This is a genomic window from Bartonella rattimassiliensis 15908 (genome assembly GCF_000278215.1).
Classification (GTDB): Bacteria; Pseudomonadota; Alphaproteobacteria; order Rhizobiales; family Rhizobiaceae; genus Bartonella; species Bartonella rattimassiliensis.
Genome location: NZ_JH725067.1, coordinates 21964 through 37968, shown reverse-complemented (window position 1 = coordinate 37968; position 16005 = coordinate 21964). Strand labels below are relative to the sequence as shown.

13 protein-coding genes and 1 pseudogene are annotated in these 16005 nt (G+C 38.4%); all 14 read left to right on the top strand.

The window, feature by feature from the left end:
- Positions 1-159 precede the first annotated feature (159 nt).
- Positions 160-474, top strand: coding sequence for a lipoprotein (locus MCY_RS06010; RefSeq protein WP_007347488.1), 315 nt, complete (start codon positions 160-162; stop codon positions 472-474).
- Complete coding sequence (locus MCY_RS06005; RefSeq protein ID WP_007347487.1) at positions 464-1132, top strand: VirB8 family type IV secretion system protein; 669 nt, start codon at positions 464-466, stop codon at positions 1130-1132. The genes MCY_RS06010 and MCY_RS06005 overlap by 11 nt, the downstream gene beginning before the upstream one ends.
- A complete protein-coding gene (virB9, locus tag MCY_RS06000) occupies positions 1129-1995 on the top strand; it encodes a P-type conjugative transfer protein VirB9 (protein WP_007347486.1) in 867 nt (288 codons plus the stop codon). Before MCY_RS06005 ends, virB9 begins: the two co-directional genes overlap by 4 nt.
- A complete protein-coding gene (gene virB10, locus MCY_RS05995) occupies positions 1988-3148 on the top strand; it encodes a type IV secretion system protein VirB10 (protein WP_007347485.1) in 1161 nt (386 codons plus the stop codon). The genes virB9 and virB10 overlap by 8 nt, the downstream gene beginning before the upstream one ends.
- Positions 3145-4215: a P-type DNA transfer ATPase VirB11 gene (gene virB11, locus MCY_RS05990; RefSeq protein WP_007347484.1), complete on the top strand. Its 1071-nt coding sequence runs from the start codon at positions 3145-3147 to the stop codon at positions 4213-4215. Before virB10 ends, virB11 begins: the two co-directional genes overlap by 4 nt.
- Positions 4216-4287: 72 nt before the next feature.
- On the top strand, positions 4288-4509 hold the full coding sequence (locus MCY_RS05985; protein WP_007347483.1) for an antitoxin VbhA family protein: 222 nt from the start codon (positions 4288-4290) through the stop codon (positions 4507-4509).
- Between the two features lie 10 nt (positions 4510-4519).
- Positions 4520-6154 carry a BID domain-containing T4SS effector gene (locus tag MCY_RS05980; RefSeq protein WP_007347482.1) on the top strand — a complete coding sequence of 545 codons (1635 nt, stop codon included), beginning with the start codon at positions 4520-4522 and terminating at the stop codon, positions 6152-6154.
- Between the two features lie 156 nt (positions 6155-6310).
- Positions 6311-8227 (top strand): Ti-type conjugative transfer system protein TraG, encoded by a 1917-nt coding sequence (gene traG / locus MCY_RS05975; protein WP_007347481.1) that lies wholly within the window; start codon positions 6311-6313, stop codon positions 8225-8227.
- A 1119-nt stretch (positions 8228-9346) separates the two neighbouring features.
- A complete protein-coding gene (locus MCY_RS10190; RefSeq protein WP_007347479.1) occupies positions 9347-9478 on the top strand; it encodes a hypothetical protein in 132 nt (43 codons plus the stop codon).
- 113 nt (positions 9479-9591) lie between these two features.
- Positions 9592-11190: a BID domain-containing T4SS effector gene (locus MCY_RS05965; RefSeq protein ID WP_007347478.1), complete on the top strand. Its 1599-nt coding sequence runs from the start codon at positions 9592-9594 to the stop codon at positions 11188-11190.
- 298 nt (positions 11191-11488) lie between these two features.
- On the top strand, positions 11489-12556 hold the full coding sequence (locus MCY_RS05960) for a BID domain-containing T4SS effector (protein WP_007347477.1): 1068 nt from the start codon (positions 11489-11491) through the stop codon (positions 12554-12556).
- A gap of 342 nt (positions 12557-12898) precedes the next feature.
- A complete protein-coding gene (locus MCY_RS05955; RefSeq protein ID WP_007347476.1) occupies positions 12899-13753 on the top strand; it encodes a BID domain-containing T4SS effector in 855 nt (284 codons plus the stop codon).
- A gap of 343 nt (positions 13754-14096) precedes the next feature.
- The gene (locus MCY_RS05950; RefSeq protein WP_007347475.1) at positions 14097-15410 is read left to right on the top strand and encodes a BID domain-containing T4SS effector; all 1314 of its coding nucleotides are present in this window, start codon (positions 14097-14099) and stop codon (positions 15408-15410) included.
- Positions 15411-15732: 322 nt separating this feature from the next.
- Positions 15733-16005, top strand: a pseudogene (locus MCY_RS09635) (BID domain-containing T4SS effector); the annotation flags it as partial.

Below are 16005 nucleotides of genomic sequence, written 5' to 3'. Positions count from 1 at the left end.
GTACGCTCTTTAGCGTACGCACCATAGTCCTGTTTCAGGAAAGACCTAATATTCCGGGTCTTACAACATACTAGCCAATCAAAATCTTGCATCACATCAACTTTTATAATTGTTCAAAATAAAGGCTCTCATGCGTTGTATTATTTGTGAGTTCAAAAAATGAAACGAAAAATAACTTTTGTTATAGTCCTAACAATCGCCCTTACCGGTTGTGCCTCTTTAAGTGGGCCGAAAAAACCACCGCGCTGTGATGGCAAACATACACGTGCTTTAAATAAAGACAAGTGGAATTGGACCAATAAAAACATTGTCCACCAAGAAAAGGCTGTAAAACCTGTTACCAGCGCCATTATTCTCAATACTTTGGAAAGTGAAAAAGCAACAGCTGCTTCGGCCTTTAATCCAGCTCTATTAAAGCCGGTTATTCATAAAGCACAATCTGATAAAACTGTGGAGGTTACGCGTGAAAAGTGATGCCCTTGAAGAATATATAAAAGAAGCACGCTCTTTTGACATTGATCGCATGCATAGCATGCGCGTGCGGATGAAAATTTCCATGGCTTTAACAGTGCTTTTTGGATTGATGACGATTGCCCTAGCTTTAGCGGTAGCAGCTTTAACGCCTTTGAAAACTGTAGAGCCTTTTGTTATCCGCGTTGATAACTCAACAGGCATCATTGATACTGTAAGTGCCCTAAAAGAATCCCCTAACGACTATGATGAAGCGATAACGCGCTATTTTGCTGGCCAATACGTTCGTGCTCGTGAAAGTTTTCAAGCCTCAGAAGCAGAAAACAATTTTCGTTTGATTTCTCTTTTATCTTCTCCAAAAGAACAAAATCGTTTTGCAAAATGGTATGCTGGCCATAATCCAGACAGTCCACAAAATATTTACCGTAACATGATTGCTACGGTCACAATCAAATCAATCTCTTTTATAAGCAAGAATCTCATTCAAGTTCGTTACTATAAAACGGTCAGAGACTTTAGTGAAAAAGAAAATATTTCCCATTGGATTGCAATCTTAAATTTTTCTTACGTTAACGCACACATTTCAACGTCTGACCGTCTCATCAATCCGCTTGGGTTTCAAGTCTCGGAATATAGATCTGATCCAGAGGTGATAAAATGATTAAACTTTTACAAACAATTTTTTTAGTTTTTCCTATCACTATCATTTTTTACACCGCGCCCTCATTTTCAGAAACAGCGCCTATCAGTGCACGCAAAGATAGCCGCATTAGATTTGTCAATTATGATCCCTACAACGTTACTCAAATCATTGGCTCCATTCGCTCTTCAGTTCAACTGGAATTTGCCGATGATGAAGAAGTAACCTATGTAGGGATAGGAAATTCCGTTGCTTGGCAAGTTGCTCCAGCTGGCCATTTTGTTTTTCTTAAACCACGAGAAGTTCAACCTGTGACTAATTTACAAATTGTCACAAGCCGTCCAGATGGAATACAACGCTCTTATCAATTTGAACTGAAAGTTCGTGAAGGTGATGTTTCAGCCGGTAATGAGACCTATTTCTTAGTAAAGTTTCGTTATCCAGAAGATGAAGCCTTACGTAAAAAGTTAGCCGAAGCAGCAAGAGCTGAACAACGTGAAGAAAACTTTGTCAATGATATTTTTAATATCCATGAAGATTATGGACCACGTAATTGGGCTTATGAAGCTCAAGGCTCTGCCCTCATTGAGCCTATTTCTGTCTATGATAATGGGAAAACAACAACTTTTACCTTTTTAGGCAATATTGAAATCCCTGCCATTTACCTTGTATCGCCTGATGGGCAAGAATCCCTTATTCCCAAATCGATTAAAGGCAACAAGGTCATTGTTCATGCGACATCTGCACAATTCACGCTCCGTCGTGGGAATGAAGTATTGTGCATCTTTAATAAAAGGTTCCTTCCAGAAGGAATTAATCCTGAAACGGGAACGACATCACCATCTGTACAACGTAAAGTGAACATAGGAAGCAGCCATGAATAACGACGTGGATGAAAAAAACATTAATGATCGCGATACAATAAAAAATGCTCAAGGAAAAAGCCAACAAAGCAATGTAGGGAAAGCAATCGCTCTTGTGATTCTTTTCAGTGTCTGTCTTTATTTAGCCTATTCAACACTTGTCACGGACAAGAAACAACCGACTGAAACATTAAAAGAAGAAAAAGTTATCAAACAAACAGAGCTTTTTCTTCCTGCAAAGCCTACTCCTTCTTCTCCTAAACAGCCTCAACAAAATAATACTCTATTACCCAAAATTGATCTGCCCACCCCAACAGTCAATCAATCAAACCCTAATGATTCACTTTTGGAAGCGGCCCAACGTGCTCCTGTATTAGCGTATGCGCAGACCCAAAGAGGCCAAATAAATTCACAAATAAATAAGGATGTTTTATCTCACCAACTTGAAAGCAAACCTGATGAGACAACACAACGCTTTAATCATCTTCTGAAACCCACGGTGCTTGAAGGTATTCGTGCTTCCACCCTTGGCAATCGAAATTACATCATCACGATGGGAACTTCTATCCCTTGTATTTTAGAAACAGCCATTAACAGTGATCAACAAGGTTTTGCCAGTTGTATCGTCTCCAGAGATATCTTATCAGACAATGGCCGTGTTGTCCTTCTTGATAAAGGCACTAAAATTGTTGGTGAATATCGCGCCGGCTTGAAAAAAGGTCAAACCCGTCTTTTTGTACTATGGAATAGAGCTCAAACTCCTAACGGTGTCATTATATCCTTAGCTTCACCGGCAACAGATGCTTTAGGACGTTCTGGTATGGATGGAGATATTGATAACCATTGGCTAGAGAGGATTGGATCTGCGCTTCTTGTATCCCTGATAAAAGATGTAACAAGCTATGCCAATAAACGTTTATCCAAAAAACAAGACAAAGAAGAGAATGAAACAATCTCTTCAGGACAACAAATTGCAAATATTATTGTCGAAAATTACGCCAATATTCCTCCAACATTATCGAAAAACCAAGGAGAAATGGTGAATATCTTTGTGGCTCGTGATTTAGACTTTTCTAGCGTTTATAAATTAAAAATCATTGAAAATAAAAAACAAATTATCAATCGAGCTGTTTCAAGAAACTTTTACAATAATTCTGCGATACCTTTAAAATGAACCTAAACTTACATACCATGAACGATGAAACCATCGCGATTGTTCTTACAAAACTTGACCCCATCAGTACTTTTTTGAAAGATGAGAGTCTTTTTGAAATTGTTATCAATCGTCCCTATCAGGTGATGACTGAAGGTATTGATGGCTGGAAAACAATAGAAGCACCGGCTCTTTCTTTTAATGAGCTTATGGGCATTGCGAAAGTTATCGCTTCATATTCTAAACAAAATATATCAGATAAAAACCCAATATTATCTGCAACACTCCCAGGCAATGAGCGCATTCAAATTGTCATTCCACCGGCTGTTGAAAAAGACACAATTAGTATGACAATTCGTAAACCATCATCGCAAAGCTTTTCTCTTGAAGAGCTCGCAAATAAAGGCCTCTTCTCACTCTGTGAGCAAATCTCTTTTACACCTTTGAATGATTATCCTTCTCGTTTTAACGAACTCAAAGCCATCGAGCATAACTTAGCCACTGCTTACTGCAATAAAGACTTTATCTCTTTTTTAAATCAAGCTGTACAATATCAGAAAAATATTTTAATAGCGGGCAAAACTGGTTCGGGTAAAACAACATTATCAAAAGCATTAATTGCCAAAATTCCTCAAGAAGAGCGTATTATCACCATTGAAGACACCCAAGAATTGGTGATACCGCACCCTAACCATGTCTCGATGATCTATTCAAAAGATGGACAAGGTTTAGCCTCCGTTGGCCCCAAAGAATTGCTTGAATCATCTTTACGCATGCGTCCTGATCGTATTCTTTTGCAAGAACTTCGAGATGGTACAGCCTTTTATTATATTCGCAATGTCAATTCAGGTCATCCAGGTTCCATTACAACGGTTCATGCCTCAACAGCTCTTGCTGCCTTTGAGCAAATGACCCTTTTGGTCAAAGAAAGTGAAGGAGGAAGTGATTTAGAGCGTGATGATATTAGAGGCCTATTGATTTCCATGATTGACATCATCATTCAATGTAAACGAGTTGAAGGAAAATTTAGGGTCACAGAAATTTATTATGATCCCTTCAAACAACGAAACATCTTTGGAGGCAACTAAAAAAAACTCACACCGGCGCCAACTGCTAAATGCTCTTTTAAAGCAATAATTGCACATATAAAGGAACAATGCATGAAAACCAAAACAACAGAAAATGAAAATAAAAAAAATCTTTCATCGGAGACAGAAAAAAATTTAAAAAAACGCCGTGAATCCGTTGATGCAGTTATCAGCACCCACGCAATAGAGGGCATAACGCTTCATTCCAAAACGCTGAAAATTTTAGAAGAATATGCAAGGGGAAATATTTCACTAGAAGAATTTAACACTCTGATGGACAACACAACGTTATAAGGAGGTAACCATGCCAAAAGCAAAAGCAAAAACAAAAAATATACAGACAACTTCTCCTCATCATTATGTCTATCCAAACACCACAACACTCAAAAACAAATATGGCATAAAAGACTTAAAATCCTTTCTGGAAAAGTGTTCCCATGATACAGCTCAAGCGATGGTAAATCTGCGTGAAGCCCCGCTACCGGAACAGTTTAATAGTTCCTATCTATGCTCTATTCATTATGATTTGTTTAAAAATACCTTTGAATGGGCTGGACATCTTCGCCACCTCCCCTTTACATTTTCAGATGGCACCACAGCCTCCATGCCCGAAATGAAAAGAACAGGATGGGACAATCCTTTTGCACTCGGTGATGAAATCCAAGAAGGTTTACAAAAATTAGATCAAACGCTCAGCCAAAAAAATAATTTACAAGGCTTAACGCGCGAAGAATTTAACACTGAAGCAATGAATCTATTTAATTCCCTTAACCACCTCCATCCTTTTAGAGAAGGCAATGGACGCACACAACGGGCATTTTTTGAAAATCTTGCTCAAGCCGCAGGCCATCAGCTTGATTTTTCACTTGTTACAAAAGAACGCATGATGCTCGCCAGTATTGCAGTAGCAGAACATGGTGACCTAGAACCGATGCAACATCTGTTTGAAGATATCTCCAATCCAGAAAAAATTCATCTTTTAAAAGAATTTATGCAAAATATGAAAGAACTTGGACGCAATGTTAATGATCGTCCTGTTTTAGTCACAAAGGAAGGTGAAACTTACACAGGTACCTATAGAGGTGCTGGTCATGATAGTTTTGCTTTTAATGTAAAAGGCGCTTACATCATCGGCGCTAAAGAATATCTCACACCAGAACAACTCAAAACATTACAACCGGGTGATAAATTTACCTTTACAGTCCCACAAACACAAGAGTTAAAAAACACGCTTATCCCAAAAGAAGCATTAGACCCTTTAGGAAAAACTGAACTTTCCGAACTCGTTTCAGAAGATGCCGGTGTCCACACTGCTCGAAAGCAAATCCAAAAATTGTCAAAAATTGTTTATGGTAACCACAAAAAATTGGATGAAAAGATGATTGAAATTATTAAAAATCCAGCCTTAGGCCAACAGCTTGCCAATCAGATTGAAAAGACACCGGACTCCGTTGCTCGTCTTACAGGTTTCAGTTTATGTGGACTCCAAACTCAAGCCCGTGCAAACGCTAAAAATCATATTGATCTGCTCTGTACAGCCGTTGCAAATTTCTCGCATGCAGTCAAACATGCTCAGAAGGAAATTAAGCAAGAGCATGCAACAGAACAAAATCGCCTTGCAAAAACAATAGAAATGCCAAGTCAAAGTTTGCAAGCTCTCTTCGCCTTACAAAAAGAATTACAGCAAGAAGCTTTAACCCAAAATCCTTTACTTCAAAGAGAACTGACCAACTTTGTAAAAAATACCAATAGCCGTCTTTCACCAAATGAACATAAAGCAATTCAAAAGAATGATTATGAAACACTGGCTACAAGTATTGGCGTATCAGAAAATAAGGCGAAGCAAATTACACAAATCGTTAAGCAAGCCAAAGAAGCACACCAGCACGCACAAGTATGTACAATACATCGTTCGCAAACATTCTCTATGGCCTATTAAGCATGGATAAATCCCTTCTCTTCATGAAAAGGGCTTATTAAACGAAAACTATTTTAGTGTTATCTGCATTTTTGAAAAAGGAAAGAGCGTTAATATCGCACAGCTGAAAAAAGAACATTTTGCAGTATATTCTGATAGAATTGAGAGTAAAATACAATGAAATATACCAAGACACAAATGGCCCTTATTTTAACCCCTATTGCTTTAGGTTCTTTAACGATATTCCTTGTTCCTTATTTTTTGTTATTTATAACAAATGGACTAAAGAGCGATCAAATTTATTGGACTCTTCGTTCAGAGCCTTTATTAATTTTAGCACTAACAGCGGCTATTTCATTATTTTATAGTCTCTCGCAAAAATTGTATCTACGTAAAGTCATCACTTTTGTCTCGATTATTTTTTTTGGAATTACGGCTCTTTACTATGTTGGTGGTGAAATAAAACGTCTAAGTCCCTATGTTGGTCAACAAGGCATAACGTGGAGCTATGCTCTTCAATTCATGGATCCCATGGTTATCTTTGGCATTATCATTGGTATTTTTTTTTCCGTCATTCAATGCGTCACAACCGCTCCACCTAAAAGTAAGATTAAGCGTGCCAAGAAAGCTATTTTTGGTGATGCTTCATGGATGAAATTAAGCGAGGCAGCAAAAATCTTTCCTGCCAATGGGCAAATTGTTGTGGGAGAAAGATACCGTGTTGATCAAGATAATGTGTGCAAAATACCCTTTTCTCCTAGCAATAAAACAACATGGGGCAAAGGTGGCTCAGCCCCTTTGCTCACCTTTAATCTTGATTTTGGTTCAACCCATATGATTTTTTTTGCTGGTTCTGGTGGCTATAAAACAACAAGTACAGTGGTTCCTACGTGTTTAACCTATCCAGGATCTATTGTTTGTCTTGATCCTTCAACAGAAGTTGCCCCCATGGTCAAATTTGCCCGTCAAAAGATGGGCAATAGAAATGTTATTGTTCTCGATCCCAATTCATTCTTAACAAAAAATTTTAATGTTATCGATTGGCTTTTAGATGACAACGTACCTCGCACACAACGAGAAGCGAATATCGTAAGCTTTTCCAAATTACTTCTCACAGATAAAAAATCAGATAATTCTTCAGCGGAATATTTCTCAACACAAGCTCATAATCTTTTAACAGCTCTTCTTGCTCATGTTATATTTTCTGATGAATATGAAGAAGATGAGCGCAATTTAAAAACATTGCGTGGAATTCTTTCTCAATCAGAAACGGCTGTTGTCAATCAATTACGTATGATTCAAGACACAACACCTTCTCCTTTTATTCGTGAAATGGTTGGTATTTTTACGGAAATGGCAGAGCAAACCTTTTCAGGAGTCTATACAACGGCTTCCAAAGATACCCAATGGCTTTCCTTATCTAATTACGCAGATCTTGTCTGCGGCGACGATTTTTCCTCCTCAGATATTGCCAATGGTAATACAGATGTTTTTCTCAATCTCCCTGCCAGCATTTTGAACAGTTATCCAGCTATTGGACGTGTGATTATTGGTGCTTTTCTCAATGCCATGGTTACAGCGGATGGTAACTATAAAAAGCGTGTTTTATTTGTCTTGGATGAAGTTGATCTTCTAGGATATATGAATATTTTAGAAGAAGCTCGCGATCGTGGACGTAAATACGGCACTTCCTTAATGCTCTTCTACCAATCCTCCGGTCAGTTGGTTAATCACTTTGGCGAGTCAGGAGCACGTTCATGGTTTGAAAGCTGCTCCTTTGTCAGCTATGCTGCCATTAAAGACCTCCAAACTGCCAAAGACATTTCAGAGCGCTGTGGTCAAATGACCGTTGAAGTCACCGGAACGAACAAATCAAGAGGCTTATCTTTAGGCAAAAGCTCTTACAACGTCAATTACCAACAAAGAGCGCTCATTTTACCCCACGAGATTATTCAAGAAATGCGTCAAGATGAACAAATTATTCTTATGCAAGGACAACCTCCCTTACGATGTGGCCGCGCCATTTATTTCAGAAGAAAAGAAATGTTAGCCGCCGCGGCAAAAAACCGCTTTGCCCCACAAAAGAAGAACTAGCCCCTTCTATGAATACTCCCCTTACGAGCTCCCCTCTTTGTGAGATATTGAACATGAAAAGAATAGCAACCAAGATAGAAAAAAGCATACATTTCTGTTTTTTTTAAGCTCATGAAACCAAAAATTTTCTCGCCCCTATCCCCAAGCAAAATACGATAAAAAAAATCCGTAATTTTTCCTTTTATATTTTGTGCATCGTTTTACCAGCATCTATCGTCTTTCTATAAAAAACATCCCTCCTAAAACCCACCAATAACAAAACTAACATCTCCACTTAGAAAAGCTTCTAGCCACATTCTTAAAGAGGTTTTCACAAATAATTTATGCCCCATTAATCGACAAACAAACAAAAACATTTCAAAATCAACCCAAAACATTTCACAATGCTACTAACCAATATCAAATCTAAAAAAACAAAAGATTTACCTCTGAGATAAAAGCTCTCAAAACATCTCAACTCAAAAACAGCGATTTTTCAAAAAAACACTCAGAAGTATACACCAAAATGAATAAATAACTCTGATACAAAGTTTCCCCCCTTTACGATATCATCGCGTGTTCTATTTTAACGATTAAGCGCTGAAAAAACGCTTTTCTCCCCATCTAAAGAAAAGTTTTGCCTCTTATGGATTTTAAAGCAGCGCAATACAATAAGAGCAATAACACAACATAAAAAAACATTTTGTAGTAAATAATATACGAATAAGACGTTCATCTGAATTGATAATAAAAACATAATGGAGAAAAATTTTTAATGAATGCTTTTGTCCATAAACTTACCAACCTGATTGCTATGTATGAAAAATGTCTATGCTATCCGATAACCAAAAGTGATCTTACCCACTGTATCGCCTCTCTCTTTCAAAGCTCTCTTGCAAAAAACGCAAAAAACTTTGTTAAAAGCAAAACCTCAAAAATCTTAAGCAATATTTTTCTTTTTGTCCTCTTTCCCATACCTCAAAGGAGGAAGATTTCATCCAGAGTTGATTTGTAAAAAATCCATCTTTCTCCTCCTCACGAGATTCATAGCAACACCCTAAATATCAGTATTTTACGACGCAACAAGATAATAAAAAACATAAAGAAGTTTTCCAAAAATAAATGAAAAAAGGAATATGCATGAAAACAATCACGATAGATCATTTTGCATCTTTTTCACAAAATGCCTTTCAAAAGCATCACAAAACGGTTGATGCAGCCATTCTTCCTCATAAAGTCACAACCGTTACCCCCATACATTTGAGGGAATAATTCTCCCTCTTATAACACTCAGAGTTTTAAAAAATACGCGAAGGGGAATTTTTCACATGCGGCATTTAAAGACGCTCATTTACCAACCGCCTTATCCTCTAAGGAGAAATGATATGTTAGAAAAAAATTATCTATATAAAGGTACCTCAACACTAAAAAATAAATATGGTATAAAAGATTCCCAGAAACTGTATGAACGCTGTGCCCACGACGCCGCCAAAGAAGCCATCAATTTTCGTTATGAACCACTTCCACAAAAATTTGATCTCACCTATCTCAAATTAATTCACTGGAGCCTCTTCTACAAAACTTTTGAATGGGCGGGACAAACTCGTGATACACTCTTTACATTTGAAGATGGCACCTCTGCCCATATGCCAGCGATGCGTCCCAAGGACTATGAAATTCCTTTTGCCATTGGCCCACAGATTCAAAAAGAGCTCAACCAACTCGAAAAAACACTGAGCGAAAATAATAATTTACAAGGCTTATCGCGCCAAGAATTTGCTGAAAGTGCTGCTGAAGTTTTTATGGCGCTCGAGCATGCACATCCTTTCAGAAAAGGCAATGGACGCGTCAATCGAATGTTTATGGAAAAACTTGGACAAGCCGCAGGACACCAAGTTGATTTTTCTTTCATCACAAAAGAACGCATGACAACAGCCAGCATTGAAGCCATACAATATGGCAATCCCCAACCGATGAAAGATCTTTTTGAAGAGATCACTCATCCACAAAAATCCCTTGTTTTAAAGGAATTCATCACCCAAATGAGAGATGCTGGGCTTGATGAAATTAACAATCGTGTTGTTCTTGCGGCAAAGGAAGGTGTAACCTACGATGGCATCTTTAGAGGTGCTTCATTAGAAGGTTTTGTTATGGAAGTAAATGGTGATTTCGTTGTCGGCCATAAAGATGATCTTCCCCCAGAACTTGTCAAAACACTCCAGAACGGCGCTCGCCTCTGCTTTCAAAAAACCAACATTCAAAGCTTCAAAGAAACACTAATCCCAAAAGAGACATTAGCCTCTCTTACACATGAAGAACTGTTCACAAAGACTTCAACTGATCCCTATGTTGAAGGATGCCGAAAAAGAATCGAAAATTTATCAAAGATTGTTTATAAAAGAGCGCAAACCTTCAGTACAAAAATGGCTCTTTTAACGGCAGATCCAAGCTTAGGCAATCAATTTGCTGATGAAATTCTACAAAACCCTCAATCAGTTTCTAAATTTGCAGGAAGAAAAATATTTGGCATGAAAAGCTCAAGCCGCAGACATGCAGAACAAGCTGTTCCACAACTCAGCCAAGCTCTTAGAAATTATGCTGCAATAACACAACAAACAAGAGAGGAAATTTTAGAAACCCACCAAAGAGAACAAAATCGCTTAAGCCACGCGGTCGAAAAACCTGGAAAAAATTTACAAAACCTTTTTTCCTTACCAAGTGGACAACAAAGAGAAGCTTTATTGAATTCTCGAGAACTACGACGGGAGCTCCAGAGCTTTGCGCGCGAACTGTACAGTCGTCTATCATCAGAAGATCGTAAAGCCATACAAGATAAAGATCATACAAGACTAGCTTGCCTACTTGGTACATCAAAGAGCAAAGCAAAAGAAATTGCACAAACTGTCAAGCACACCAAAGAAGCACAATGTCAAGCCCCAGCCCTGAAATTTAGCCGTTCCTCATCGCTCGCTCTAACAGGCTAAAAAGAGTGCTTTGAACTTTTCTCATACCTTAGCACTCTCATTTCAATTGCGCCAAAAATTGTTTTAAAATGTTACAAAAAATCATCATAAAGATTTTCGAAAACTTTATATAACTTATTGATAAAATTTCATAAAAAAACTGTATAAAAGACATAAACATCCATTACATATAGAATATGAATAGTGCGAAATCTTTGGAGGTCATTCAATTTGATATCTTCCTTACATTTTAAAGTTATCAAACAAAAGTGGGGAATGCATCAAAAAGGTTTTCTAAAAATATTGAAAGGAAACAGCCATGAAAAAAAGTCACCCACCATCTTCTTCCCTTGTCGATGAGCTAAGAAAACGATTTGAACAACAGAACCAAGAAAATCCTAACCCAGATCCTCTCTACGCAAGGGTTAATAAATCCCCCAAAAGACAGCCTAGCCCAGAACCAATAGAAAAAACTGTCTATGCCCCTCAAACCCCACTAGCAGAAACTATCTATGCTCCCCAACAACCACCAGAAGGAGCCTATGATGCACCGAATAGTAGAAGGGCGCCTGTAACATCTTCATCAAAACTCGTAGAGCCCTATGAAATAGTTAATCTGTCAACGGGAGATCCAGAATTCCAACGCCGTACTAATCCCCTCTATGAACCATCTAGTAACGGCGGGCGCACTCCCCAAAAACCAGAAGAACATCTCTATTCAGAGCTTAACTTTGATCAAGATAATGGGCATCCTTCCCAGAAACCTGTAGAATCTTTGTATGCAACAGTTGGCATCGGTGCACAGGGCGGACAAGACTCCCAACAACTGGAAAATCCCCTTTACGCAGGAATTGGCTCAGGAAGAACAACCCCTCCCCCCAGAAGCCCCAAAGATGAGCTTACAACAAATCTTTTAAAAAACGTGCACTTTCAACAGAGTGTACAAGAAGTCCAAAAATGGTGCACAATTGTTTATGATAACCAACATGCTTTGAATCAACAACTTGCTAAAGTTCTTAACGATCCCCAAAATGCGGAAAATATCCTATGGGATTTTGCAGAAAATCCTGAAAGTTCTGCTAAGCTTGCTGGTCGACAACTCCTTGGTGTAAAAAGCTCTGAACGCAGAGCCGCTGAAGATGGCTTTAGCAGCCTTTTCTCAGCTTTTGAGAAACATGTGCATATAACACAAAGGCTCCACAAAGAGTTTACACGTGAGCTCGAAAGAAGTCAAAGACAAGAAAGCCCAGAAAGAGACACAGAACACGGACATCATCACCACCACCGCCCTCATCATCGTCACGCAAGAGGACAAGGCCTAGACAGTCCAGAACACAGCCCTCAACGACAAAGACACGAAGAGAAAAGACCTTCTTATGCTATGTAAGGAGGCATAAATATAAAAATGGATAAATTTTTGTTTTTCATTTAATCTTTTTTTCATAGAGCTTCTTGGTATAAATTGTTTCATTGCGATTGCACCAAGAAGTGTTTCAGGATGTTACAAAAACGAGTCCTAAAAATGAATCCTGTAATTTATTATAACTTATTGATAATATTTCATAAAAAAACTGTATAAAAGACACAAATGTCTATTATACTGACTCTGAATAGCGCGAAATCTTTGGAGATCATTCGGTTGGATATCTTTCTTTGTATAAAAGTTATCAAAACTAAAAGTGGGGAATGCACCAAAGAGGTTTTCTAAAAATATTGAAAGGAAATATGTATGAAAAAACATCATCCACATCCTTCTGCAAATCCAGAAGCCCTCTATGCACAAGTTAATAAACAAAATAGAAAAGAACAGCGCCACCCAACCCCAGAAGACGAGGTTGTATACGCATCAGTTAGCAGCAGGTCTCCTCATTCAAGAGGCAAACATCACCCTCAAAGACAACAAGAATCTGAAACCGACTATACAGAAGTTGCTCCCCCAAAGAAAGAGGCTGAAGTTCTATACGCATCAGTTAACAGCAAGCCTCCTCATTCAAGAGGCAAACATCACCCTCAAAGACAACAAGAATCTGAAACCGACTATACAGAGGTGGCTCCACAACAAAGAGGAAGGCCTTCTTCTTCACTTACAACTGAGCAAATAACTGTTATGCTTTTAAAAAATCCACAGGTCCAAGCATATGCAGAAGAAGTGATACATTGGGGTAACGTTGTTTATGGCAATGACAAGCTTTTCCAGCAACACTTGCAAGGAATACTTACAGATTCCAGTAAAGGAAAAGACCTCTCATATGAAATTGCAGCAAAGCCTGAATCTATTCATAAGCTTGCTGGCCACAATGCACTTGGCATAAAAAGTTCAGCACGCAAAGAAGCTGAAAACGGTTTTCCCCATCTCGTTGATGCCATTGATGGTTACACAAAAGCTGTAGAAAAAGTAAAAGAACAGCTGTTGCGAACCCCTATGGCGGAACAACGACGCCAGCAAGAACATTCTCCGCAAGATGCCAGACCCCATCATCATCATCGCCATCATCACGAAAGAGGACAAAAGCCAGATAGTCCAGAACACAGCCCTCAACGACAAAGACATGAGCACAACAAAGGATTTTCTTATGCCATATAAGGGGGCATAAACATAAAAACAGATGAATTTTTGTTTTTCATGTAATTTCTTTTTTTATTTAGTTTTTTGGCGCAAATCATTTGATCGTGATTGCGCCAAAAATTGTTTTAGAACGTTACAAAAAATAGACCTAAAAATGAATCCTGTAATTTACGATAACTTATTGATAAAATTTCACAAAAAAACTGTATAAAAGACACAAATATCAATTAAGCTGGTCACAAGTATCACAGATCTTTGGAGGCTACTCAATTTTGATATCTTCCTCTAAAAACGCTCAAAGCATAAAGGACAAGAGTGCGCCAAAGAGGTTTTCTAGAACAACTCTTAAAAGGAAATATGTATGAAAAAAGATGATCCTCACCCTTTTCCATCCTCTTCAATACAAGAAATTATAAAGCTCTATGAAAGAGCTGCGGCAGAAATTTCATCTCCAGCCCCCCTTCAAACAAAAACGCCTTCAAAAAGCAAAAGATTGTCCCCTATACCAGAAAAAAATGAAGAAAGACACTCTCTTTTAAGAGAAAAAACGGTTTTTGAAGAAATTGCACAAGCATCCGTTCCGAAAACAAATCAAACAACATCCCTAACAGAAACCAGTTCGATCAAAGGACCACCAGAACCTGAAACGACACACACAACCGTTGCTTCATCAGTTGTTGCTTCACAAAAGGCAACCATAATGCTCTCAGAAGAAGAAATCACTAAACTACTTCCACACCATTCATTGATTCGAGCATATCAAGAAGAAATCGAACGTTTATCCGAAAGTGCCTATGGCAACCCCCAAATTTTACAAGAAAAACTGGAAGAAATTCAAAAAAATCCTGCTACAGGAGAAGAACTCTCATGGCGCATGACAGCCCATCCTGAAAGTCTTGCTAAACTTTCCGGCACCAGCGTGTTTGGCTTTAAAAATCAAACGCGCAGACAAGCGGAAGAAAGTTTCTCCGCTCTATGTATCACCGTTGATTGTTATACAGAAGCCGTAAAACATGCAAAAGAGAGCCTATTACAATCTCCAGAGCAAGAACTCAAAAACTATGAATACTTAATGGGGAAGGAAGCTATCGCTAAACTTCTGCAAAAACCAGATCATCATGAAAGAAAAAGCCTTTCAGAAGCGGAAATTTCTACCCAAATTCATCACCATTCAAAAGTTAAAAGACACCATGCACAAATTTACTATTGGTGCGAAGTTGTTTTTGGTAAATCAGATATTTTGCAATCACAAGTAGAAGAGCTTTTCCAAAACCCTGAAACGATAGAACAGCTCACACAGCAACTTGCCGGCGCCCCTCAATCTTTTCATAAATACGCGGGTGTCAACCTATGTGGCTTTAAAAATAAAGCACGCAGACATGCTGAAGCGGGTCTTTCTCACTTAATTGACGCAGCTGACAATTATGCAACGGCTGTAATACAGGTAAAAGAAAGCATTTCACAAACCCAGCAAGCAAAACAAGAGCACCGTGAAGCATCTGAAAGAACGCAAGACTTGCATCAACAACAACACTTATTACGCTCTGCTGAATACACTGAGCCTTCAACAACAATCATTCTTCATGAAGGGGCAACAAGCTCTACACAGCAAAGAGAAACAGATCTTCGTTCACGCAAAACTGCGCTACCAAAAGCGCTGGCTTTTGCCAGTTAAACAGACATAAGTTTTCACCTTAAATCTGCTCCTTGACGCAAACACATAGCAAAAATCATTTGCGTTAAGCAAAAGAGGCGATATTGGAACAAAATTTATTCTCCCAGCACTTAATCTAAACTATTGATAAAGTATTGAGATTAAAACAATATTGAGAGAGTAATTATGATTTACATCAATAAAGCCAAATCTTGCAAAACCATTCAGTTTCATATCCTCTCTCATAAGAGCCAGTAAAAAAGCATAAAACAGAATAAACACCAACGTACATTCTTAAATAGTATTTTAAAACAATATTGGAAGAGCTTAAAAGGAAACATGCATGAAAAAAAGAAATCCTTCCCCTTTGATAGCCGCAATGATAGAAAAATTTCAACAACAAGCTGAACAATCTCCCACCAACGGCACCTCACCTCACCAAGTTTCTCAAAATGTGCCCAAATCATCTGTCCAACAACACTCAGAGACTTTGTCACACCGCACAAAGGTTGCACCACCGCCCCCTCCACGCATAAGAGATAGGGAACAAAGCAAACAAACAATTCAAGAGAATACCCCACCCTATGCAACGCCTACTTCATCAAAACCTCCACGC

Excerpts from the sequence above, each read along its gene's own strand:
- MCY_RS06010 (WP_007347488.1), top strand. The coding sequence starts at position 160 with ATGAAACGAAAAATAACTTTTGTTATAGTCCTAACAATCGCCCTTACC.
- virB9 (WP_007347486.1), top strand. The coding sequence starts at position 1,129 with ATGATTAAACTTTTACAAACAATTTTTTTAGTTTTTCCTATCACTATC.
- virB10 (WP_007347485.1), top strand. The coding sequence starts at position 1,988 with ATGAATAACGACGTGGATGAAAAAAACATTAATGATCGCGATACAATA.
- virB11 (WP_007347484.1), top strand. The coding sequence starts at position 3,145 with ATGAACCTAAACTTACATACCATGAACGATGAAACCATCGCGATTGTT.
- MCY_RS05985 (WP_007347483.1), top strand. The coding sequence starts at position 4,288 with ATGAAAACCAAAACAACAGAAAATGAAAATAAAAAAAATCTTTCATCG.
- MCY_RS05980 (WP_007347482.1), top strand. The coding sequence starts at position 4,520 with ATGCCAAAAGCAAAAGCAAAAACAAAAAATATACAGACAACTTCTCCT.
- traG (WP_007347481.1), top strand. The coding sequence starts at position 6,311 with ATGAAATATACCAAGACACAAATGGCCCTTATTTTAACCCCTATTGCT.
- MCY_RS10190 (WP_007347479.1), top strand. The coding sequence starts at position 9,347 with ATGAAAACAATCACGATAGATCATTTTGCATCTTTTTCACAAAATGCC.
- MCY_RS05965 (WP_007347478.1), top strand. The coding sequence starts at position 9,592 with ATGTTAGAAAAAAATTATCTATATAAAGGTACCTCAACACTAAAAAAT.
- MCY_RS05960 (WP_007347477.1), top strand. The coding sequence starts at position 11,489 with ATGAAAAAAAGTCACCCACCATCTTCTTCCCTTGTCGATGAGCTAAGA.
- MCY_RS05955 (WP_007347476.1), top strand. The coding sequence starts at position 12,899 with ATGAAAAAACATCATCCACATCCTTCTGCAAATCCAGAAGCCCTCTAT.
- MCY_RS05950 (WP_007347475.1), top strand. The coding sequence starts at position 14,097 with ATGAAAAAAGATGATCCTCACCCTTTTCCATCCTCTTCAATACAAGAA.